At 48.4% G+C, this 23524-nt stretch carries 21 protein-coding genes; 10 read left to right on the top strand and 11 right to left on the bottom strand.

The features are described from left to right. Positions 1–95 precede the first annotated feature (95 nt). Positions 96–491 carry a ribosome silencing factor gene (gene rsfS / locus ACYVAD_RS22690; RefSeq protein WP_461141829.1) on the bottom strand — a complete coding sequence of 132 codons (396 nt, stop codon included), beginning with the start codon at positions 489–491 and terminating at the stop codon, positions 96–98. A 110-nt stretch (positions 492–601) separates the two neighbouring features. Here rsfS and ACYVAD_RS22685 point away from each other — a divergent pair, with 110 nt between their 5' ends. Next, complete coding sequence (locus tag ACYVAD_RS22685) at positions 602–1384, top strand: biotin--[acetyl-CoA-carboxylase] ligase (protein WP_461141828.1); 783 nt, start codon at positions 602–604, stop codon at positions 1382–1384. 66 nt (positions 1385–1450) lie between these two features. Here the strand turns inward: ACYVAD_RS22685 and pafA are convergent, their stop codons facing one another. From pafA to ACYVAD_RS22670, 3 genes are all read right to left on the bottom strand, one after another. Next, on the bottom strand, positions 1451–3121 hold the full coding sequence (gene pafA / locus ACYVAD_RS22680) for an alkaline phosphatase PafA (RefSeq protein WP_461141827.1): 1671 nt from the start codon (positions 3119–3121) through the stop codon (positions 1451–1453). Positions 3122–3226: 105 nt separating this feature from the next. Beyond that, positions 3227–3616: a DoxX family protein gene (locus ACYVAD_RS22675; RefSeq protein ID WP_461141826.1), complete on the bottom strand. Its 390-nt coding sequence runs from the start codon at positions 3614–3616 to the stop codon at positions 3227–3229. A gap of 182 nt (positions 3617–3798) precedes the next feature. Further along, the gene (locus ACYVAD_RS22670) at positions 3799–4773 is read right to left on the bottom strand and encodes a polyprenyl synthetase family protein (RefSeq protein WP_461141825.1); all 975 of its coding nucleotides are present in this window, start codon (positions 4771–4773) and stop codon (positions 3799–3801) included. Between the two features lie 220 nt (positions 4774–4993). On the opposite strand from ACYVAD_RS22670, the gene ACYVAD_RS22665 reads away from it, so the two are divergent. Beyond that, a complete protein-coding gene (locus ACYVAD_RS22665) occupies positions 4994–5986 on the top strand; it encodes a patatin-like phospholipase family protein (RefSeq protein ID WP_461141824.1) in 993 nt (330 codons plus the stop codon). Between the two features lie 8 nt (positions 5987–5994). Here ACYVAD_RS22665 and ACYVAD_RS22660 read toward each other — a convergent pair whose 3' ends face one another. Both ACYVAD_RS22660 and ACYVAD_RS22655 read right to left on the bottom strand, forming a co-directional pair. Further along, a complete protein-coding gene (locus ACYVAD_RS22660; protein WP_461141823.1) occupies positions 5995–6855 on the bottom strand; it encodes a glycerophosphodiester phosphodiesterase family protein in 861 nt (286 codons plus the stop codon). A gap of 66 nt (positions 6856–6921) precedes the next feature. Beyond that, positions 6922–10329, bottom strand: coding sequence for a TonB-dependent receptor (locus tag ACYVAD_RS22655; protein ID WP_461141822.1), 3408 nt, complete (start codon positions 10327–10329; stop codon positions 6922–6924). A 433-nt stretch (positions 10330–10762) separates the two neighbouring features. Here ACYVAD_RS22655 and ACYVAD_RS22650 point away from each other — a divergent pair, with 433 nt between their 5' ends. From ACYVAD_RS22650 to ACYVAD_RS22630, 5 genes are read left to right on the top strand one after another with little or no spacing between them, the layout of a single operon-like run. Then, positions 10763–11530: an alpha/beta fold hydrolase gene (locus ACYVAD_RS22650; RefSeq protein ID WP_461141821.1), complete on the top strand. Its 768-nt coding sequence runs from the start codon at positions 10763–10765 to the stop codon at positions 11528–11530. Next, the gene (locus ACYVAD_RS22645; RefSeq protein WP_461141820.1) at positions 11530–12231 is read left to right on the top strand and encodes an SAM-dependent methyltransferase; all 702 of its coding nucleotides are present in this window, start codon (positions 11530–11532) and stop codon (positions 12229–12231) included. Before ACYVAD_RS22650 ends, ACYVAD_RS22645 begins: the two co-directional genes overlap by 1 nt. A gap of 28 nt (positions 12232–12259) precedes the next feature. Continuing rightward, the gene (locus ACYVAD_RS22640) at positions 12260–12901 is read left to right on the top strand and encodes an MBL fold metallo-hydrolase (RefSeq protein ID WP_461141819.1); all 642 of its coding nucleotides are present in this window, start codon (positions 12260–12262) and stop codon (positions 12899–12901) included. 6 nt (positions 12902–12907) lie between these two features. Beyond that, positions 12908–13612 (top strand): CDP-diacylglycerol--serine O-phosphatidyltransferase, encoded by a 705-nt coding sequence (pssA, locus tag ACYVAD_RS22635; RefSeq protein WP_461141818.1) that lies wholly within the window; start codon positions 12908–12910, stop codon positions 13610–13612. Positions 13613–13672: 60 nt separating this feature from the next. After that, positions 13673–14668: a 3-oxoacyl-ACP synthase III family protein gene (locus ACYVAD_RS22630; protein ID WP_461141817.1), complete on the top strand. Its 996-nt coding sequence runs from the start codon at positions 13673–13675 to the stop codon at positions 14666–14668. A 48-nt stretch (positions 14669–14716) separates the two neighbouring features. Here the strand turns inward: ACYVAD_RS22630 and ACYVAD_RS22625 are convergent, their stop codons facing one another. Continuing rightward, complete coding sequence (locus ACYVAD_RS22625; protein WP_461141816.1) at positions 14717–15088, bottom strand: CoA-binding protein; 372 nt, start codon at positions 15086–15088, stop codon at positions 14717–14719. A 338-nt stretch (positions 15089–15426) separates the two neighbouring features. Here ACYVAD_RS22625 and ACYVAD_RS22620 point away from each other — a divergent pair, with 338 nt between their 5' ends. After that, positions 15427–16023 carry an NUMOD4 domain-containing protein gene (locus tag ACYVAD_RS22620; protein ID WP_461141815.1) on the top strand — a complete coding sequence of 199 codons (597 nt, stop codon included), beginning with the start codon at positions 15427–15429 and terminating at the stop codon, positions 16021–16023. Between the two features lie 13 nt (positions 16024–16036). On the opposite strand, the gene ACYVAD_RS22615 is transcribed toward ACYVAD_RS22620, so the two are convergent. Continuing rightward, positions 16037–19912 carry a sensor histidine kinase gene (locus tag ACYVAD_RS22615; protein ID WP_461141814.1) on the bottom strand — a complete coding sequence of 1292 codons (3876 nt, stop codon included), beginning with the start codon at positions 19910–19912 and terminating at the stop codon, positions 16037–16039. An 81-nt stretch (positions 19913–19993) separates the two neighbouring features. Further along, positions 19994–20305, bottom strand: a complete 312-nt coding sequence (locus ACYVAD_RS22610; protein WP_461141813.1) for a HesB/IscA family protein — start codon at positions 20303–20305, stop codon at positions 19994–19996. A 133-nt stretch (positions 20306–20438) separates the two neighbouring features. Between ACYVAD_RS22610 and ACYVAD_RS22605 the strand changes: the two genes are divergently transcribed. Further along, the gene (locus tag ACYVAD_RS22605; RefSeq protein ID WP_461141812.1) at positions 20439–20963 is read left to right on the top strand and encodes a DUF7935 family protein; all 525 of its coding nucleotides are present in this window, start codon (positions 20439–20441) and stop codon (positions 20961–20963) included. Positions 20964–20978: 15 nt separating this feature from the next. On the opposite strand, the gene ACYVAD_RS22600 is transcribed toward ACYVAD_RS22605, so the two are convergent. Together ACYVAD_RS22600 and ACYVAD_RS22595 are read right to left on the bottom strand one after the other, a co-directional pair. Then, the gene (locus ACYVAD_RS22600) at positions 20979–21323 is read right to left on the bottom strand and encodes a transmembrane 220 family protein (RefSeq protein WP_461141811.1); all 345 of its coding nucleotides are present in this window, start codon (positions 21321–21323) and stop codon (positions 20979–20981) included. 29 nt (positions 21324–21352) lie between these two features. Next, on the bottom strand, positions 21353–22072 hold the full coding sequence (locus tag ACYVAD_RS22595; RefSeq protein WP_461141810.1) for a tetratricopeptide repeat protein: 720 nt from the start codon (positions 22070–22072) through the stop codon (positions 21353–21355). Between the two features lie 257 nt (positions 22073–22329). On the opposite strand from ACYVAD_RS22595, the gene galK reads away from it, so the two are divergent. Next, positions 22330–23481, top strand: a complete 1152-nt coding sequence (gene galK, locus ACYVAD_RS22590; protein WP_461141809.1) for a galactokinase — start codon at positions 22330–22332, stop codon at positions 23479–23481. Positions 23482–23524 lie beyond the last annotated feature (43 nt).

Raw genomic sequence — 23524 nt, 5'->3', positions numbered from 1 at the left:
AAGGGTAACACGGTTTTACAAACGAATGTTTCTACAGTAAAACCGTTAGGATAAGTGGTTAAAACGTCCCACGAACGGCGGAATATTTGTCCGGATCAGGAAACCGCTGACATTGAATTTTCTTCAATCTGCTGAATTTCGGCATCACCCCACAACTGTTCCAGATCATAGAACGACCGGCGGTCCTTTTTAAATACGTGCGCAACGACATCCACGTAATCTAGTAGGATCCACTCCCGGTTCATTTTTCCTTCTTTATGCCAGGGGTCCTGCTTACTCGCTTTATAAACTTCTTCTTCGATAGACGTCGCAATAGCATCAATCTGCGTATCGGAGTTACCCGAACATATCACAAAGTAATCACAGATGGCGTTTCTAACGTTTCGTAAATCCATTACGACGATATCCTGACCTTTTTTTTCCTGCATTCCCCGAACGATAAAGTCACGGATTTGCTCGGCGGTAAATTCACTGTTTTTGTTGATTCTCATGCTTTCCGGTTAACATTGCACGATTTGTTAACGAGCGGGTACGCTGCCGGGTTGTCATACTCGACAACTGCACCATACGTTAACAACTTACTACTAAACTATACAATCTTTTGTACAAAATCTATCCCAAAACGCTTTTCGTCGGTCAAAAAGTACAATATCTGCCAAGCTGTCAGTCAACTATCGACGAAGCGTCAGCTATGATTGCCCAGGGCGGACCGAATAATACGGTGCCCGAAGAAGGTATTATTGTGGTAACCGACTTCCAAACGGCTGGCCGGGGCCAGCGGGGTAATGTATGGGAAGCACAGCCAGGCCAAAATCTAATGATTGCCCTGATCCTACGTCCCTTCTTCTTAACAGCATCCGAGCAGTTTTGGTTGAACATGGCCGTTTCGCTGGGCATTTACGATGCGCTGGTCCCTCTGCTGGGCGATTCATTACGTATCAAATGGCCAAACGACCTGTACGCTAACAACAAAAAATTAGGCGGAATTCTTATCGAAAATAGTATTCAGGGATATCGGATCGCCTGGTCAGTTGCTGGCATCGGCATCAATGTCAATCAAATTGAGTTTCCTATTCCTACCGCGACGTCCTTGCAGCAGGAAGTCCCCTTCCCTGACGGTTACAGCTTGCCAGGGTTATTGAGCACGTTGTGTGAATCGCTGGAGCGTCGGTATCTGCAACTAAAAGATGGGCAGCGTGAAACGCTCAAGGCCGATTACTTAGAAATTATGTACCGCTACCAGGAAACGCACGAGTTCAGCCGCGATGGAGAACGGTTCCGTGGTACGATCGTGGGTATTGACGAAGTCGGCCGGCTAGCCATTGCGGAAGAGGATACGACAAGGTATTACGCCTTCAAGGAAGTTCAATTCTTGATCCAATAAAAAAACAGCAGACACCTGAGCTGGCGTCTGCTGTTGACAATCAAGTTTTACCTGCCGGGAAGCGGCTTATTTAGCGATGGCTTCCGGGACAGGGTTGCCAACGCAGCCGTTCGGCTCCAGGATACCTAATAGGGCCGTGACCGTTGGGGCAATGTCGTGAATATGCGTCCGGCGCAGAAGCTGACCGGGTTGAATGCCCCAGCCATACATCAGAAAGGGAACGTGTGTGTCGTACGAATACGTTGTGCCGTGCGTTGTTCCGCGCGTGCGCCCTTCGAACCAGCCGGCTTCCAGCATGACGTAAAAATCACCGCTTCGGTTTGGGTGATAGACGTTGCGGAACATGTTCGCCTGAATTTCGGGCATAGCTTCCGAACCCAGATCGTGTAGATTCACGACGTTAACGATACCTCGCTGTTTCATCAGTACGCTCTGCAACAACTCGTACACCTGCTGAATAGGAATTTTCTTCTGTGCCAGCAGCGCGTGGTTCAGATACACCTGCTGATTAAAATACGACAGCATCCATTTGCCGGGACCATACGCTTTTTCGAGGGACGTTTTGACCGAGTCGCCAATTTCGCCGTACCCTTTTACGCCCGACGGAATCCGGTATTCTTTCAGGAAACCCGGCACGTCAGCAGCACCGTGGTCGGCAGAAAGGAACGCCAGCCATTGCCCTTTACCGACGCTGGCGTCCAGTTCAGCGAACAACTCAGCCAGTTGCTTGTCCAGACGCAGGTAGTTGTCTTCAGTTTCGATGGAGTGCGTACCAAACGCATGTCCGATGTAGTCGGGCGACGAGAAGCTGACGCAAAGCATATCCGTTACGTCGTGTTGGCCCAGTTTCTCCCCTTTTAGCGCGGCTACAGCAAAGTCTTTCGTGATCTGATCGCCGAAGGGACTGGTACGCAGTAGTTCATACTTAGGCGTTCCCGTCTGGACGATGAACTCGTGCGGGAAGACTGGCTTAGCTTCGCCGGGTAGCGTCGATTCGTAGGGCTCGTCGTCAATCGTACTTTCTACGTATTGACTGGCGGGCAAACTCATTTCCCACTTTTTCGTGATAAACTGCTCCGGCAGCTTACGGCCGTTAAATTCCTGTACCCACTGTGGCAGATCTTTCCGGTAATACGTACTGGTAATGAAATTTCCGTCCTTTGAGTCGAACCAGTAAGCGCCATCGGCCGCATGCCCCGCCGGCATAATTGCCCCCCGGTCTTTCAGTGCAATGCCGACTACTTTCGACCGACCATCGGTGGCAAGTTTCAGTTGATCACCAATGGTGGTAACCAGCAGGTTCCGGGGCGACATCAGCCCGGCCGTACCCGTGTTGCCAACCGTTTGCACGCTTGTGTCCTCGGCGCAGTACATTAAACGGCCCAGTTTACGATCGTAGAAGTCGTTACCTACAATGCCATTCAGGGCTGGAGCGGAGCCGGTATAAACGGCCGCATGACCAGGACCCGTGTAGGTGGCTGCGTAATGATAATGATTGTTACGGGCGTTAAATCCCTGATCCAGCATTCGGCGGAAACCGCTCGGACCAAATTTATCGTAGTAGCGATGCAGATAATCATATCGCATCTGATCCACGACAATACCCACGACCAGTTTTGGGTGTTTAGCTCCCTTCGTCGCTGTAGCAAGCTGTTTAGGAGGAGATTGGGTTGATTTGGGCGACTGAGCCAGGGCGGTTGTCGCCAGTAGCACCAAACAAAGAATGGGCAGACGCATGTAAGGAATTAGGAGCTTTTTGACATTCACTACGCAAAGGTAGCGACTCCTTGTCTGAAGTCTATCATTCCTGAGGGTTAGCCCGTTCTCTGGTTGTAGTGATTTTTATTTCGTTTCGGTACTTTTCAGAGCCCAGTAAATGAGTACTGGCTGGAAAAACAACCGTACGAATCGCTTCTGATCGGTGTCCAGCCCTAATGCGCTGCGGTTATGAACGTACTGAGCGATGTTACCGGGAAAAACAGCGGCAAAAAAGGCGGCTGCCACTTTACCGACGGTTGCCTGGTGCTTCTTATCCGTCAGGACAAGGCTACTACCTAGCGCTATTTCCGCAACACCCGAATAAAGGACCGTATCATCTACGTTCAGCGGTACCCATTTCGGCACTTGCGCCTGAAAGCCACGCCGGGCGAAAGTTAAATGGCTCACGCCGGCAAAAATTAAATTAGCTCCCAACAGCAGCCGGGCTATCTTCTTTACTTTCTTCTCGTCCATAGTAGTTTGGCTCTTTGTAATCTGTTTTAGATTTCATAACCAGCTAACCACAGATAGGTTTTCTGTGCGCACAAGTCGGTTGTGTAGAGAAGCTTGACTCGCAGCCTGCGTGCTACGCTCGACGGCGTTCGCATTCTGAACAGTAGAATAAGAAATAAAAAGCCGATCAGTTCGTAAGCCGACTACTTACTACGTTCGATGGTGTATTGAACTAGTTGATGCAGCGATTGCCGATAACGCGAATCAGGGAATGAATTGAGTAGCGTTTGCGCTTCGGCAACGTAACGGTTCATGGCTTCGGCTGCGTACTGGATTCCGCCCGAATTCTTGACGAACGTAATGACTTCATCCACTTTACGCGGATTGTCACTTTCGTTCTTGATCAGATTAATAATTCGGCGCTTTTCGAAGAAACCGGTCTGATTAAGGGCGTAGATCAAGGGCAGGGTCATCTTCTTTTCTTTGATGTCGATCCCTAACGGTTTACCGACTTCAGCCGTGCCATAATCGAACAGATCGTCCTTAATCTGAAAAGCAATACCTACTTTCTCGCCAAACAGGCGGGCTTTTTTAACGGTTTCCGCATCCCGACCGACAGAGCGTGCTCCTACGGCGCAGCAGGCGGCAATCAGCGAAGCCGTTTTCTGACGGATGATTTCGTAGTATACCTCCTCGGTAATATCCAGCCGACGGGCTTTCTCAATTTGCAGCAGTTCGCCCTCGCTAATTTCCCGAACAGCTGTCGACACAATCTGCAACAGTTCGAAATCACCGTTGTCGACTGACAGCAACAATCCCCGCGATAACAAATAATCGCCCACCAGTACGGCTACTTTGTTTTTCCAGAGCGCATTGATCGAGAAAAAACCCCGCCGGTAATTGGAATCATCTACTACGTCATCGTGGACCAGCGTAGCCGTGTGCAGCAGCTCGATTAACGACGCTCCCCGGTAGGTAGATTCTTCGATGGGACCACAGACACCCGCCATCAAAAAGACGAACATGGGCCGTAGCTGTTTCCCTTTCCGTTTCACGATATAATTCATGATCTGGTCGAGAAGCATGACATCGCTTTTCATCATCCCCCGAAACTTCTGCTCAAACTGATTCATCTCAGCAGCAATCGGTGCTTGTATGTCGGCGATGGTAAGGGCCATTTTGGGGAAGCGACAGCCGAAGTTGCGAAGTCAGGAGCTTACAAGTTGCCTGCTCTAGGCTACGTCCTGACTGATACGGCTAATTTTTCAGCAAGTATAGTAAGGAAAGCGCAGACGCCGAAAAAGCAGCAAGCAAAAGCCAGAAGTCACAGAAGTGACCCACTTTGTTTATCTGCTAAAAATCATCATCTTACGCGCAGTTCCTACTCCATTCGCCCTTATGATTAACAATCCAACGCCCTCACTTCCTGATGCTTCGGCAGTGCCCCCTCCTGTCAAGCCGCCCATCAAAGCGCTGGTGTTGGGTGGGGGCTCTTTGAAGGGGGCCTTTCAGGCAGGAGCCGTTATGGCATTGTTTGAATCTGGATTTGTTCCTGAGCAGCTGTACGGAATTTCAGTAGGCAGCCTGAACGCTACGTTCATTGCCAACGAAGCCGCTCGTCAGCATGTCGATAAAGGAAGCGTAGACTGGGAGAAAGTAGGCAAGAGTTTGATCGAGTTCTGGATTCGAAATATTACGCAGCCGAGCGACGTTGCCATCATTCGGTCTCGCTTCCGACTGGGTTACAATACACTTCTCAGCCGGTTCGACGGACTACTCGATAACACACCCCTCCGCAAACTAATCCAGAATCACGTAGATCTGAATTTACTCAAAGCAGGACCACTCGCCATCAAAGTCGGCGCGGTAGACATTATCGGGGGCGACATGCGTTACGCTGATGCGTTCGATCCTGACTTCATGGAATACGTATACGCCAGCAGTTCATTACCCTTTTTGATGCCCGCCGTTCAGATTGGAGGAGATTATCGAAAGGCTTTTCTGGACGGAGGCCTGCGCGAAGTAGCTCCTTTACGCGTTGCTATCGAAGACGGCGCTACGGACATTGCCTGCGTCGCCTGCCATGCCAAAAAGATCTACAATGAGTCATTCAACTATCGCAATCTGCTGAACCTGATGGATCGGGTGAAGGATATTACGGTAAACCAGTTGGTCAATAACGACATCGCCTGGGCCGAGCGCTTTGCCGAGCGGGAACAGCTTCACGGTCGCCAGCTAACCCTGCGTATTATTCGCCCGACCGAACCACTTTCGCTGAACCTGATGAAGTTCACTTCTGACGACATCGGCCGCCTGATCGTAGCTGGGTATCAGTCGGGGGTGGAATTGCTGAAATCCACTTTCAGCGTGAAGGATAAAGACCTACACTAATTATCAGTTCAATTAAAGAGCGTGTTGACCAGTGCAGGACGATCCGTCGTTAAAATGTCAGCACCGTTTTTGAAGTAACGTTGGTATTCATCAGAAACATTATCTAGGGACTGCTCATCTAGATTGTTCGCACCATACGTACCAACCGTACAAACGATTCCCTTTTCATGAAACTGCTGATAAAAAGCTGCCTGCTGCCGTGATGACAGCGCAATTAAATGATGTAGTTTGATTGACTGACTCACTATGTCAATCTGCTCAGGTCGCTCAAAGCCAAGCGCAACCCATAAGTCAGGATACGCTTTCCGAAGCCGTTTTGCATCGTCAACCGAATAGCAAATGACAAAAACGCTATTTAATGCTCCCGCCCGCTCAACGGATCGCATCACTTTTTTCAGGTCTGTACCAGGCTTAGCGTCGATGGCCATGATGACTTTAGCAGCGCCCCACGTCAGTACATCATCAAACAGTGGCATCCGGTGAGTGGTCGGCTTACCCTGCAAGTCCCGCAGCCGCAGTTGTTTCAATTCGGCCCATGTCATACTTTTAAGCGATCCCAGACCCGTCGTTGTGCGGGAAATATCATCATCGTGCAGAAGCACCAGGACGCTATCCATTGTCATTCTGACATCCATTTCTATAATGGCTTCCGGCATCTGCTGATACATACGCTGAAAAGTTTCTAGACTGTTTTCCGTTTCGTTACTGGCGGGGCCACCCCGGTGCGCTAACAACAAAGGCTTGGTCCGAGAAGGCTGGTAGCTTAGTGCCTGTTCAAGCGCAGATGCGGTACAATAAGGTGTCTTTTGTTGAGCAGATACTGACAAACCCCAGCAGAGTAGGGACATGAACAGGATTAGTTGTTTCATAGATTGTAATGCAAAAGCCCCAACCAGATTGGTTGGGGCTTCCACTACATATAAAGTCAGATTGACTTAGTTGAAGATATACCGGAGACCAAGTTGACCCTGCCAAACAGCGTTCACGTTAATGTTAGGCGTGAAAGAATCACGTAACAAAATCGTTCTGTTTTGACCGTTTTCCGTAATCTGCTGCGTAGCTAACCGGTAAGATGGAACGCCTGCTGAGTTAACACTGACGAAGTTAAGCGGATTGAAAGTGGTTGCTATGTAACCAACTCCCCACGCATTGTTTATCAAGTTCCCTACGTTCAAAATATCAGCACGTAGCTGGATCGTATTCCGCTTACCTTTCGCCCCAACAGATACGTAGAACTCTTGGATGAACGTAAAGTCAAGGCGCGTTAACCATGGATAGTAACCACCGTTACGTTCTGCATATTGACCACGGCGATTCTTCAAATAGTTATTACCATCAATATAAGCGTCAAAAGCAGCTTGTTGTTGCTCTGGCGAGTATGTCACTGAAGATGCCGGCGTAGTAGTAGTAGCCGCTGTTGTAACAACTTGTGATTGGAATACCAAGTCTGATGCTTTGTTTGGTACGTAGATCAGGTCATTGTTATTCTGCCCATCACCATTCAGGTCCTGGTTGAATGTATACGAGATTTTAGCTCCACTGTTAGACACTAATCCAAGCGAGAACGTTGATGAACCACCGAATTTACCACCATAATTCAGACGATAATTCGCTAGACCAACAATACGATGACGTAAATCATTATCTGAGTATGTCAATGGCAGATAGTTTTGTCCCATCGTCGTTGGTACGTTAGCTTGCACAGTACTTCCTACGAAGGCAATATCACGAGCCTGGCCGTACGTGTACGACACAAAGCCACCAAATCCACGCGACGCTGGTTTTTCCAGTTTAACCGTTGCAATGTAAGAATCTCCCAGGTTCGTGTTTTTCAAAACAAACACGTTACCGATTTGCGGATTGTAATAACGTGCCCTTACAACAGTTCCGTTTGGCCCTACACCTGAGTTAGTTACACCAGAAGCTGGGAAGCGCTGGCGGTTGTCAGCACCAGTAAACGCCCGATCTGGAGCTTTCAAGTTGGCATCGATATAACGGAGGCCATTAAGCGTCTTATTATAGATGAATTCAACCGTACCAACTAGCCCAAATGGTAATCTCTGATCGACAGCAATGTTTGATTTCCAGATTTGTGGGTATTTCAGATTCACATCTGATGCGTTGACAGCATAACCTGTCAAACTTTCTGGTTTAGAAGGATCTGGCAGAACACCTGTTGGAAGTAAACTCGGACTAGTTGCGAACGGTATGTTGTTCAGCGTGTATAGAGCAGTGTTTACACCGTTATTACCTAATTGGTTCGATACCAATACTTCAGGAATACGCGATACAAAGAGACCTGATCCGCCACGAATCTGGGTAGTTTTATCTCCTTTAACATCCCAGTTGAAACCAACGCGTGGGGATATCATCAAACGAGCTTTAGGGAAAGCGCCTGTGCTAACTTTATAATCTGCGCCGTTTTCGTCTTTAAAGGTTAGGTCCTTTACAACAGTATTGTTGTACGAAGAGGCATTCGAATTATCGTAGGCAAAAACGTCGCCACGCAGTCCCAATGTCAGTTTGAAGTTTGGCGTTGCCTGAAACTCATCCTGAATATAAGCACTGTACAGGTCGCGATCTAACCGTTGCAACGGTTCACCACCACCTGGAATCAGCGAGTAACGCAATTGGTATCGGTCTGGTACTGGCGACGTTAGGCTGGTCGGATTAGAGATTGACGCCAACGCTGCCTGTTTGAAATCAGCAATCGAATTATAGACATATATACCATTCGATCCAGGAAAGAACACGTTGTTCGATGTAAAGTGTTCATATACTAGCCCAGCTGTCAGTGTATGCTTCCCAGCAAAGTAGCTGAAGTTATTCGTAATGTTGAATGTCGAATAGTTCAGTTTGTTGTTCGGGGTAAACGGATCGAAACCGATCGAGGTGTACGTACTACCACCTTGTGCATTCAGGATATCGATAGTCGGAAAAAGAGCAGTCTTATACGTCCGATCTTCGATCTGTTTGTTGTACGTAACAATCAGATCATTTGAGAATTTGCTGCCAAAGTTCGACGTCAATTCAGCCGCTACCGAGCGAGTATTATCCGCGATTAGATAGCCTGTATTTTCGGGGGAAATAGCTTCGAACCGGTTGGTCCGGTTCCCGTTACCAGCCGTATTACTACTGTTACTGTCGCTAATTCGCTGGCCCGATTCCGAGTTGTGGTGCGAATAACGAACAGACAGTTTGTGGCGATCGCTGATGTTGTAGTCAAGCCGCAACAGCGCTTTCGTACTCGTTACAGCATTGTTGAAGTTATCATACTGTCCCAGGCTACGTCCGAAGTTCGTCTGCATGAAACGGTCGAGGTCAGCAATATCAGAATACAACACCCGTGAAATGTTTCCTTGAGCTCCGTCCTGACGATTGAGTGACCATGTTAGAGCGGGTGTGCTACTGGTAAAATGTTCAGCGTTTGCAAAGAAGAACAACTTATTTTTAATGATTGGACCACCCAGCCGGAAGCCATAAGTGCTTTCGCTGATGTTTGGGGCTGGCGAAATCGTAACGCCTGCCGCTTTTTTTCCAACCAGGCTATTGCCACGAGTCAACCCATAAACAGAACCCGAAAAATCATTTGTACCCGACCGAGTCACAGCGTTGATACCCGCCCCCGTAAAGCCCGACTGACGAACATCAAACGGCGCTACGTTAACCTGAATCTGGTCCAACGCGTCCAGCGAAACAGCGGTTGTACCCGTACGGCCACCAGCCTGTGCTGAGCTACCCAAACCGAAACCGTTGTTAAATACTGAGCCGTCAATGGTAACGTTATTAAAACGAGAATCCTGACCGGCAAACGACTGACCATTACCATAAGGGTTATACTTCGTGATATCATTAATAGTCCGGCCAATTGTTGGCGTTGTATTAATAGTCTCACGGCCGTACGACGTAGCAGCTCCATTACGCTCTGAGCTAAAAATATCTGAGCGGCTTCCAGAAACGACAACTTCGTTCAGGTTTGTACCTTCTTCGTTCAGATTAAAGTTCACATCAGCACTCGTACCCAGGCTGGCGAAAACGTCGTTCGTTGTTTTTTCTTTAAAACCAACGAACGTTGCTGTAACTCTATAAGGACCACCAACCCGCACGTTCGGCATTGTGTACCGACCAGCAGAGTTAGTTGTCGTGCCGTACCGGCTACCCGAAGGAAGGTGAACCGCTACGACTGTAGCCCCAGGTAATGCAGCTCCCTTATCGTCCTGCACAAAGCCGTTGATGGCTGACGAAGTCACCTGCGCTATCGCTTGGTTGGCACCAAACGTTAGCAACAGCATACTGCCGAACAACATTAAAGCCGCCCGAAAATGCAGTAGTTTTTTAGACATAAAAGTGATTGATTTGGTTATAGTTGTGAGAAGATACTAGGGCTAAATAGCCTATCGATTCAAGTACAAATATGATATATTTTTTTGGGTGCAACAAAGGCGGCTTTCTTAAAAAAGTGATACAAATATGTTATCGTCCGCACGTATTCTAGGAATAAATCAATTCTCCGATCAATACGTACTATTTTCCAGTGTTATCTATTTGTTAACTCCTTGATTGCTCGCTTTAAGAATTTAAATCACTTTTAGTTACATCACTCTATTTTCATCGGCAGACGGGCCTATTTGTAAAGCTTTTTGACCTTATCGGTTACCTTGGTTTCTTTTTAAAAGACAATTTAGTTTAGTCCCGTAGTGAGCCGAATACTACTAGCACAATCGAAAAAGCGGATAGAACGGATTGGCTCCGGATTAAACCTCGTAGGTTTGCGTTATGAAACTCTTTTTTCGACAGGCTGGTGAATCAGGTCCTGCCATCGTTATCCTGCACGGGGTATTTGGTTCTTCTGACAACTGGTTAACGATTAGCAAGACGATTGCCGCGAAGGGATACCGCGTGTTTGCCCTAGACCAACGGAACCATGGGCAGTCGCCCCGTGCTGATGAGCAGGATTACCAAAGCATGGCTAGTGATCTACGCGAATTTCTCGAGGATCAGCAGCTGACCGACGCTATTCTGGTTGGTCATTCAATGGGTGGCAAAACGGTAATGCAATACGCTATGATGTATCCGGGCACGTTCTGGAAATTAGTAGTGGTTGATATTGCGCCTAAATTTTACCCGATCCATCACGCCGACATTATTCGTGGGCTGAACGCTATTGACCTGCTTAAGCTGGCCAGCCGGAACGAAGCCGATACAATTCTGAGTAATTACGAGCCGATCTTGGCAGTACGGCAGTTTCTGCTCAAAAACCTGTATCGGAACGAACAGGGACAGTTCGACTGGCGGATTAATCTGCCGGTTATCGAGCGCGAGCTTCATGGGATCGGTGATGAGTTGACAAACCCACGAATCGTTACTGATCCAACGTTATTTATTCGGGGCAGCGAGTCGCCGTATATTCTAAACGACGACATTCCGGCCATCAAGCGCATTTTTACCAACGCTACGTTCAAAACCATCGAGGGCGCTGGCCACTGGGTACAGGCCGAAAAACCCGATGAGTTTGTCGATACATTGCTCTCCTTTATCAGCTGATGCCAACTCTGTATCTAATACCAACTCTGCTGGCCGACGATACTGTCCAGCAGGTGTTACCACCCGCTATTCAGGAAGTTATCAACAAGACCGACGCGTACTTTGTGGAAAATGTACGTTCAGCCCGGCGGTTCATCAGTGGTCTGAAAACGGGGCGGATCATTGACGAAACTACATTCTTTGATCTGGATAAGGATACTCCGCCGGCCGATACTCGGCGGCAGATTCAGGAACTCACCGAACGGAAACGTAACGCGGGTGTCCTGTCGGAAGCGGGTTGTCCGGGTGTGGCCGATCCCGGCGCAGTGGTTGTCGGCATGGCTCACTCGCTGGGCTGGCGGGTCGAACCGCTGGTTGGTCCATCGTCGATTCTGCTGGCGCTGATGGCTTCGGGTATGAGTGGGCAGTCGTTCGTTTTTCACGGCTACCTGCCCATCGAACGGCAGGACCGGGCACGTGCCATCCGGCATGTGGAAAAAGAATCTCAGCAACGTCAGCAGACGCAAATTTTTATGGAAACGCCTTACCGCAATGATGCGCTGTTTGCTGAAGTATTGGCTAACTGTCAACCCAATACCCGATTGTGTGTGGCCTGCAACCTCACCGCCCCCGATGCGTTCGTGCGTACCATGACTGTTCGGGAGTGGAAAGCACAGGTTCCTGATCTGCGCAAAAAACCGACGGTATTTTTACTTTTGTAATTTTGATAATGTCCTCGCTGGCTCCTTTATGATTCAGGCTTTTGAGTTTTCTGCTTTCAATGAAAACACCTACGTCCTTGCCGACGATACAACCCGGGAAGCGGTCATTATCGATCCCGGCTGTTACGAGCAAGCCGAGAAAGAAGCACTCGGAAAGTTTGTCGCGGAAAAACAACTGACCGTAAAATACCTGCTGCTTACCCATGCGCACCTCGACCACGTTTTTGGCTGTGCCTATGTCAAGCGCAAGTTTGGTGTAGAAACGTATCTGCACGAACTCGACATGCCGATCTTCAATGACGTAGCGAATCGGTGCATGCTTTATGGCCTACGGGGCTTTGAGCCTTCTACGGTAGATCATTACTTGAACGAAGGAGACAAGTTTACCTTCGGCAGTATAACGCTGGATGTCCTATTCGTTCCTGGTCATGCGCCTGGTCACGTCGCTTTCGTTGATCATGCTAACCGCTACGTAATCGGCGGGGATGTTTTATTCCAAAGCAGCATTGGGCGCACCGATTTGCCTTACGGTAACCACGCTGAGTTAGTCAACAGTATTCGGACGCAGCTATATACTCTTCCCGATGATTATGTGGTTTATCCGGGGCATGGCTCGCCAACAACAATCGGCACCGAAAAGCAAACAAATCCGTTCGTGCGTGCCTTCTAACAGTAGATGAGACTTCTAAAACATTTACCCAACGCCATTACCTGCGGCAACCTGCTGTGCGGCTGCATTGGTCTGGTCATGGCCTTTCGGGGTCACTTAGATACAGCAGCCTGGCTAATCGGTCTGGCCGCGGTTTTCGATTTCTTCGACGGGTTTGTGGCTCGTCTAGTTCACGTATCGGGACCGTTTGGCAAGGAGCTGGACTCTCTGGCCGACGTCGTTACGTTTGGTGTGCTACCCGCTACCATAGTCTTTCAGCTTTGCTGGTTTCAGGGCCTGGGAAATTTCTCTTACGTTGCTTTCCTGATTGCGGTACTATCGGCATTACGTCTGGCGAATTTCAACATTGATACGCGCCAGTCGGACTCGTTCATTGGGGTACCTGTTCCGGCCAACGCTATGTTGATCGGTGCTTTTCCACTGATGGGTCGGTATCAGCCGCAATTTGACAGTCTCTGGCAGAACGACACTGCTATGGGAATGATGATCGCCTTTTCCTTCATGCTGGTATCGGAAGTACCGCTCTTCGCGCTCAAATTCAAGTCTTTCCGCTGGGCCGACAACCAAACAAAATACCTTTTTCTGATAGCCTCGGTTATACTTCTATTGTTTTTGCAGTTCGCGGCCATTCCGCTCATCATTTTCTTATATATTCTGGTATCACTCTTTCCAAAAGGTGAAGGAGCTAAAGACCGGGCCACCGAGCGGTAAAAGAGCGCTTCGGCGTTTTGATTTCGCTCATTTATTCTTTTACTCTTTAACAAATACATAATGACTGCCGTCTATTCAAAAATTACAGGTCTGGGCTTTCACGTACCTGAGAACGTGGTTACGAACGACGACCTGACTCAATACATGGAGACTTCTGATACCTGGATTCAGGAACGGACGGGCATTAAACAGCGTCGCTATTTTACGTATGGGAAAGACACCAACGCCAGCCTGGCCACGGCCGCATCACGTATGGCCCTGGATCGAGCGGGCGTAACGGCTAATACTGTCGACCTGATTGTCTATGCCACTTTATCTCCCGATTATTATTTCCCTGGCTCAGCTTTCTTGCTACAGCGGGAACTAGGTCTGGAAGGCGTTCCGGTCATTGATATTCGGGAGCAGTGTTCAGGGTTTGTCTATGCTCTGTCTATTGCCGATCAGTTTATTAAAACGGGCATGGCAAAGACGGCGTTAGTTATCGGATCTGAAATTCAGTCGGGCCTGATGGATAAGTCGACTCGTGGACGTAACGTAGCCGTTATCTTCGGGGATGGTGCGGGTGCAGCTGTCGTACAGGCCACAACGGATCCTGAGCACCGGATTCTGTCCACGCACCTGCACGCCGACGGGCGTTTTGCCGAAGAGCTATACCTGAAAGAACCGACCAGCGTCCGTACGCACAAAGATGCAGTTGATCCAGAGGGGAGCTTCGTCGTCATGAACGGCAATACCGTATTCAAACACGCTGTCGTTCGGTTTATGGAGGTGATTAATGAGAGTCTGACGGCCAATGGCTATCAGGCCGACGATATTAGTTTGCTGGTTCCTCACCAGGCCAATATCCGTATCTCGGATTACGTTCGTCAGCAACTTAATCTGCCCGAAGGCCGCGTTTACAACAATATTCAGCGGTATGGCAACACAACGGCAGCCTCTATCCCTATTGCCTTATCCGAAGCCTTCGAAGAGGGTCGTGTCAAACCTGGCGATCTGATTTGCTTGGCCGCCTTCGGCAGCGGTTTTACCTGGGCCTCAGCACTTATTAAATGGTAAGTATTTAATTTTGACTGAGTGAAATCTATTCACTCAGTCAAAATTACTTTAGTAGTTCCCCACCGACAGCATCACCAGTGTGCAGGCATCGATTGGCTCGATACCTGCTTTTTGTAAATCAGCTTCAAACTCCGGGTTTTCGGCCCCGGGGTTAAAGATTACCCGACGGGGTTTTAGGCTCTTGATGTAGTCATACAAGGGCGGCTGGTTCTGAGCCCCAACATACATCGTTACGGTATCAATATCCGTTAATTCGGGCTGCCCTGTCTGAATCGGATGTCCTTCTACTCGTCCCGTTCGAAGCCCCACCATTTCTATCTCATGCCCATAGCGTAACAGACTGTGTGCAGCTCGATTAGCGTATCGCGTTGGGTTCTCAGTAGCCCCAATTATCAATGTCTTTTTTGACGACTTTTCCATAACGTCTTTTATTTACTGTTTTTATTTACTGTACGGTCTCTACGGTCTGTTTACAAAACTACTTTTCTAAACTAAGCGCTTCTTATATCTGTTTGCCCCTGATTTTTCATACATCTCTGACGAAGGTTAAAACTTATCATTATTTAGTAACATCCTGTCTAATGATTTAAATAAAAAACTAAACAGATTATTAGGTATATAATTGCCAATACGTGCTCTGTCAGAGATAGTTTTTGCCAGACGCAACTTTTTAATCACCTCTCTGTTTAACGTACATTAAACAATGCGATGTAGCTTTGTTGAAAATTCAGCACTAGTGCTGAGAAGTCGTCAACCAGATGATGGAGAAAAAAAGCCAGAGCTTTTGGGATGAGAAGTGGTTACCTATTGTATTTGATGGCGTTGAAAACTCCCCTCGATACAGTATATCGAACTATGGCCGCTTATGCAGTTTTCAGCACACAACTGACGGTACATCTGTAACGTCGGGGAGAGAACTGGGCAGAATCATTAAAGGCTCGGTCATTCAGGGTTATCGGTCGCTTAATATTCGTACGTCGGGAAAAACAATCAACCGATACGTCCATAAGCTGGTCGCCGAAAATTTTCTAGACCGTGAGAACGATCAGCAAACGTTCGTTATTCACCTCGATCACGATAAGCTCAACAATCATCACCAGAATCTTAAGTGGGTTACCAAAGACGTAATGATTGATCATAACCGTCGGAACCCCAATGTGTTGAACCGACCGGTAATTCGTCATACCAGTAACTATAAGCTGACCGAGAGCAAGGTCAAAATCATCAAGAAGTTGCTACTGAATGACAAAAACCGGCTGAAGATGATTGCTAAGCAATTTGGTATTACTCATACCCAGTTAAACCGTATTCGTTCTGGCGAGAATTGGCGCCATGTGACGATTAACGGTGATTAATAGCTTAATAGCACTATATTCCTTGATTGACGGCTCTGGGAGGTCGGCTCGTTGTTGTGGGTTTGAGTGTTGCTTCGTCCGGGCCATTTCCTGGCTCGTTCGTACTGTGTACTAGTGGAAGCGAAATAAAGAAGCAAGTCCCAACGTCTTCGGTCGTCTCGAACCAGATACTTCCGCCAGCATGTTCAATACCACGCTTGGCGATTGCTAGGCCTAGGCCGGATCCATCTCGTTTCGTGCTGAAGTTCGGCAGAAATACCTTATTCTGAATGCCTTCCGGGATACCAGCTCCGTTGTCCTGAACTTCGATGTGTACTTCGTCTTCCTTCGTATAAAGTCGTAAATCGAGTTCAGCCTTACGTCCCGTCGGGACGGACTGCATCCCATTAATCATCAGGTTCGTTAGGATTCGTCCGATTAACTGCCGGTCACCAACGGCCATGATGGGGCCGGGAACAATGTCACGCCGAAGAATAACCCGGTGTTTGTCGTCATACAGATCAGCCGATCGATTCAGCATCGATGTTACTTCAAACACCTCGTTTTTGGGCAGTGGCATTTTCGCAAAGTCGGAGAACGATGTAGCAATGTCACTTAAGTTATCAATCTGATCCAGGAGTGAATCGAACGTTCGCTGAATGACCCGGTGTGCTGCCGTGTCAGTAGCTCCACTGGCTTTCGGAAACGTACGTTGCAAATGCTGCAACGTCAACTTCATTGGCGTCAACGGGTTCTTGATCTCATGTGCCACCTGCTTCGCCATCTCCCGCCAGGCCGACTGCTTTTCGTTCTGCGCCAGTGCTTGTTTACTTTCTTCAAGATTTACCAGCATCCGGTTGTACTCCCGGATCAGCAGCCCAATCTCGTCATCGGAGTACCAGGGTAATGGATCGTTTTGCCGATCAAGATTTGTTTTCTTGATCTTCTGCGTGAGCATTTTCAAGGGTTTAGTCAGCGCGTGCGAAGCAAAATAAGACAGAATCAGGAAGAAGATAAACAGCGCACTGAAGACGCTGAGCGCCGATGAAATCACCTCAATGATTTGCCGGTCATATTCGGGCCGGGCGTATAAATAAGGGATGCTTAAAATACCCAGTAGTTTGCCGTCATATGACTTAATCCCGGCATAGGCTGTTTTAAACTGCTTCGTCCCTAGGGATTCATTCACCAGCCGCTGATTCTCTTTTTCTTCAATGATGTGAATATAGGCTTCAGGATTGATGCGTTTAGACAGGTAGCCACTCTCGTAGATTAGCGGCTGGGTTGACGTATACAGTTTTCCCTGCGCGTCGAAAAGGTTAATATCAATATTGGCATCCCGGGCAATTTTCGCCAGTTCCTCTTCCATCGATGCCTTACTCCGTTTACCCGCAATCAGGTGTTCATCCAGATACGTCAGGAAGTTAGAAGCAATGTTTCGCGTATTGTTGATGTACGTGTTCTCCTGGTTGGTGATGTAGTTTGAGCTAATCACACTCATCACAATCACGATAACCAGCATCAACGGTAAAAAGAAGGCGCCGTTCAGCAAAATCTGGATCCGGGTCGAGTAGTTAATGCTGAAGCGCGACAAACCGTAGTTGATGGCGTAGCCAATAATTACGATAAGAACGCTCAGCAGGAGTACCAGGTACAGAAAGGAGAAGTTGGAAAAGATGTTCCGGAAAGGATATTCTGTGGCCGATACGACGACGACTCGCCCATCCTGTCCTCGCTGCGCTACGTGCATGTATTTGCCCAGCGTTAGCCCCTTGTTAAACAGCGCAGGGCTATTCAGTATAGCGTTAGACAGCTTCTTCTCGTAGTTAAAATCACCGGCGCTGTACTTTAGCTGATATTTGCCACGACCTAACTGCTCTGCTTTTTGATATACGGCATAACTGTATCCCTGCGCGTCAGGATTCTGCGGGAATTGCGCATCAACCAACAACTCTGGATAGACATTCTTGGGCCATTCGCTACGTAAGCGCAGATCCAGTACAACGTACCCTAGTGGGGTCGCTGGTAAACCAGGCTGTGCGACAAAGCCGGGCGCCTGAATGGCAACGAAACAGACGTATTGCTTGATAAACTGATTACCAACCTCATTGACGAAATACACATCCGGGTACTGCGTCTGATAGCGTTTCTGCTGATAGCTTTCTTTCAACCGTTTTAAGGGAATCGCATTCATGCTGATATCAAGCGGCCGCATGTCGGCCCGGTACGAGAAGATTTCGATGTCGTACTTATCGAAATACTTATCCAGATGCTGGCTTTTAATTCGTTGCTGAATCCGCTCCCGCACCAGCCGTAACGTATCAATTTGAAGCGCCTGCACAATTTGAGGATCGTTGGCAATAGACGCCTGCGCCTTGTTCATCAGAAACTCGCCAAACTCATCATTTTCGGCCAGCAGTTGAGCCCCAAACTCGCGTTCGTGCGCCAATTGTTTTCTGATCTCCTGGCTGTATACAACGTACGCCGTCGTTACAGCGCAGAAAAAAGCACCCATAAACAGGTAGATGGACGTCTTGTATTCGAACCGATAAAGGGTGCGCGGGAAATGAGCCAGGTATATCAGTAAAAAGTAGATCCCGTTGATAATCAGCACTGGGTTGAGCACCTGATTGTTCAGTATGTACAGGCCAACTGTTAATCCTGTTCCCAGCATGAACAAAAGCACTCCGCGCAACCGCTGATTAGCCCGGTTGTAGCGCAGAAAGAGACTGCTTAGTAGTTGAATGGCCAGAAAATAGCCAAAGGAGATAGCTACGAATACGAGTAGACAAACGATTTTCAGCAGCGAGAAATGAATATTAAGCGTAATATCCAGCGTGAACTGCGACTTTTGGTAGATGTTATTCAGTTCCTGGTAGCAATAGTCAAAGACAAAATAACTGGCGATGACGCAACCAACCGACAACGCCATCTGAAGCGCGAATGGTAGCTGTAACAGCAGACTGTACGTAGTCGATCGGTAGTAATATTTGACCCAGTAAAATACCAGGATTACTACTACCACTACATTCAGCAGCAGGTCGCCCAGCGAGGGGGCCAGGATAGACGATGCGTAGTATTTAGGGTTGAACAGATCCGATTCGATGAACAAGAATGGAACACCGTAGTATAACATCAGTCCCCTTAACACGACCAGATACGTGGCCAGGCAGATAAAGCTCCATTCGTAGTGTCGCCCTTCGCGCATCCAGCCTAGTACCTGAAGCAGATAAAGGCCCAGAAAAACGACACCCAGCGTCGCTAAGATAATGGTATTAACCGGCGTTGATTGATTTCGATACGCAACTACCTTAGGCGGAATAACCGAAAAGAGAAAAGCCGACGAGTTATCGTATACCGCCTGAAAAGCACTCATCCGCTGGTTGGTAACCTCTTCGGGATCTAGTGCGAACAAAACAGGGTTATATCCCGATTGTAAATAGGCGTTGGAGCTGCGGTAGTAGCGGTAAATGTTAACCAGCGAGAAAACGTCTATGGTATCATTTTTACCGCGTATTCGTTCGTGACTGACCACGTAACGCCCTTGCTCAAAGTCTATGAGCCGTGGATTCTTGACGTCTTTAACCTGCGAAAAACTTGGTATAAAGCGGTGATCTGACCAGAATAAAAGTTTCTGGTTCCGGAAGACGTAATAAGGATAGTGGGTTGGTTTGGACAGGTTCAGATTGACAAATGACGGGTCCGGATGTCGACGAACCAGATCCGATACCTGATGGAGCTCATCGGTACTGATGCTCATTTCCTCTTTCACCCGCTGCTGCACGGCACTCAAATACTGTTCGTCATTAGCGGCTGGTGCACTCTGCTCCAACAACAGGTAGCAGGCGACCGACAAGCCGATAGCCAACAGGGATAACAGCAGGAAAATATGCTTCTCAATACGCTTCACAATATGGGAGAGGGGTTATGGGAGTATACTTCCTAAAATCGTGCCAGCTTTTTGGGAGCGTATTGTTGGTGAAGGTTTCGATCAACCAGAAACTTCGGGCAGATCCGGCGCTTTCTTATCAATTGTAAAGCCACCCGTTTCGTAGCCGATCTCCGCGCCAAATACATAGAGTAAATGTTTGCGGTCGATAATGACACGCACCCCTTCTACGTTATACACTTCGTCGGAAGTGCCGGGGAGATCAAAACCCAGTAACCACGATGAACCACAACCACCACCGCGAATGCCAACACGTAATCCATAGTCATCGGGAATTTTATTGGCCTGTAACGTGTCCAGAATCTGTAGTCTGGCTTCGGGACGAACGTGAACGGGATTATCAAGTACCAGCATTTTCTGATCTCGTTGATGCCTAGCAGGTCGACCCAATGATCTTTTTTTGTTTGATCATTCGATCGAACGTCTATTTACAAAACCTACTTTCTTCAAAGTTACCCTTTTTCAGTCAATCTCTTTCTATTGCTGCATGGAGCTGCTCAGTGATTTCTTGAAATTAATCGTACCGGCTGGACTGGTACTTTATGGCATGTACCTGACCGTTAAGCTGCTGCTGGAGCGCGAAGCCGACCGGTACCGTAACGACGTAAAAACTAAATACACCGAAACGGTTGTCCCTATTCGGTTACAAGCCTACGAACGAATGGTGCTTTTTCTGGAACGTATCAGTCCCAACAACCTGCTGCTTCGCTTGGGGAGCAGTTCCACCACGGTACTTGAATTGCAGCAACGTCTGTTGCAGGAAATTCGGGAGGAATACAATCATAACCTTTCGCAACAGGTTTACATGAGCCAGGAAGTCTGGGATCAAATCCAGGGGGCCATGAATGACGTTATGACACTCGTCAACCAGGCTTCTGGCGACGTTCGTCCCGACGCCCCTGCCCTCGATCTGTCAAAGCGTATTTTCGAGCGCATCATCCAGAAAGAAAAACAGCCTACAACGGATGCGTTGAAGGCTGTCAAAGAAGAGATTCAATTAATGTTTATGTAGCCCTTGCTGACTGACCTACACTTTCTGACGGGTCAGAAACGCAAGCCACAGCATTACTGCCGCGCAAATGGCTAGTCCACCAGCTTCGCGGGCCAACTCAATGTTGACGCTACGCATTCCCAGTTCGTCGAACAGGAATCCCTCGAAGACGGGAGGCCACTGGTAATAAGCCGCGATGAGATATATCAGACTCATTGCGGCAAAAAACCACCAGCGCCCGACATTGGCGTAAGCCATAAAACAGGCTACTGCCCCAATACCATAGATCGGAATCCAGACTTCCGGGTCTGGATCATTGTATTGAAAGGCCGCAAAAAGAACGAACAGCAGACCAAAAACGATTGCAACTGATTTACGCATAGCTGATTAACGAAGTCGTTCAATAAACCCTATTTACAATACTGAGCAACGGCGTTTGTTGCATCATTGTACCCAAGTGTTTGTGACTGCTTCAGGCTCAGGCAGCCCGTCTCGGCCTCTCCCTGCAGAAGCTGAGCCAGTCCCAAAGCATAAAACGCTTTCCCGAATTTCGGATCAAACTGCACAGCTTTCGTGAAATCAGCAGTAGCCGCCACCAGGCGTTTCTGATCAAAGAGCAACGACCCCCGATTGTAGTAAGCCAGCGCATTTTGGGAATCAAGCGTAATGGCCTGCTCAAAATCGTTCATAGCGGGTTGAAGCTGTCCCTGCGAAGCAAAGAGCTGCCCTCGGTTCAGATAAATCTCGGCGCTGACCTGCTTACTCGTGTCAGGAGCCAGTCGAATAGCATCCGAATAATCTTTCAGGGCTCCCGTTGGGTCATTCTGCGCCATCTTCAACAAACCCCGGTTGTAGTAAGGCCGGTAAAAATCCGGAGCCAATTTGACAGCTTTGTCATAATCGAGACTCGCGTTACTGTATTCCTTCAGTTCAAAATAAGCCACGCCCCGGCTGTTAAAGGCTTCAGCGTTTTCGTCGTTTGACTCAATCGCCTTGTTCAACGACTCGATCGCTTCCCGAAATTTGCCTTCTTTTAGCTGATTTCTGCCTTGCTCCAGGTACGTATCTGACGACGTACAGGCGCTGATTATGAATAAAATACTAAAAATACTACCACACAAACGCATCATAACAAATCAATTTGTGCACAAAGGTACGGGTGAAAACTTGTGTATTGGGTAATGATTCTATAACTTTGCATCGGCAAATCGGTGCTACCAGCTCCTGCTGAATCCCCCAGGTCTTGACCGAAGCAAGGGTAGGCGGTCGTAGCGGTGAGACATTGGTTTGCCATTTTTTATTTCCGATCAGTTCACCTACGATCGGTATTGTTCGGCGGTTTATTTCTTTTAGCTGTGATGGACCGCTAACTGCCCCGAACCAATTTATGAGTCTTGCTGAACAACTAGCCGTTTCGTACCGAAACGAGTTTCAGGCCGAACCACTGCTGATCTGCTCCCCCGGCCGCGTTAATCTCATTGGCGAACATACTGACTACAACGAAGGCTTCGTGCTGCCAGCTGCCATTGACAAAGCTATTTACATGGCTCTGGGGCCGCGCGAGGACGATGAGCTGCATTTTACGGCGTATGACATCAAGAAGCGTTTCAGCGGCTCCTTGAATAACCTCACTCCTACTCATTCCTGGGCTGATTATTTACTTGGCGTTGTTGCGCAGCTTCGGCTGACGGGTCATCCGTTACGTGGTTTCAACTGCGTTTTTGGGGGCACGATTCCCATGGGGGCAGGACTGTCTTCGTCGGCTGCGCTCGAAAATGCGGTTGGCTTTGGGCTGAATGAACTCTTCTCGCTGGGACTAGAACGGCTGGACCTGGTACGACTCTCGCAGCGGGCTGAAAACGATTTTGTTGGTGCCAAAGTTGGTATCATGGACATGTTTGCCAGCATGATGGGCAAAGCGGGCCATGTGATCAAGCTCGATTGTCGTTCGCTGGATTATGCGTACGCCCCCCTGCGCATGGATGGTATTCGTATCGTACTCTGCGATTCACGGGTTAAACACTCACTCGTTACGTCAGAATACAACACCCGCCGGGCCGAATGCGAAGCCGGAGTCCGCTTTTTGAAAACACTGTATCCGGATATAATCAGCCTGCGTGACGTAACGATGGAGATGCTGGATAAACACCTGCGCGATACGCAACCGCTTATTTACCGGCGATGTGCTTACGTCGTACAGGAAAATCAGCGGCTGCTTGACGGCGTAGCGGCTTTGGAAGCGGGCGACATCGAAGCCTTTGGCCAGTACATGTACGGCTCACACGAGGGACTGAGCAAATGGTATGAGGTGAGCTGTCCGGAGCTGGATGCCCTGGTTGATATTGCCCGCGAGCAGCCCGGCGTTCTGGGTGCCCGAATGATGGGGGGTGGGTTTGGTGGTTGCACGATCAATCTGGTTCGCGAAGAGGTGCTAGACGACTTCAGCCGGACGATTACGCAGCAGTACAAAACCAAAACCGGGAAAGATACCTACCTTCACATATGTAATATTCAGGACGGCACCCATGTTATTCAGTAAAGCCTTACCGTAACCTGAATAATCAAGCCCTTTTTACCATTCA

Source organism: Spirosoma pomorum (assembly GCF_054776615.1).
The sequence above is the reverse complement of the archived record's forward strand: the minus strand, read 5'-3'. Positions and strand labels throughout refer to the sequence as shown.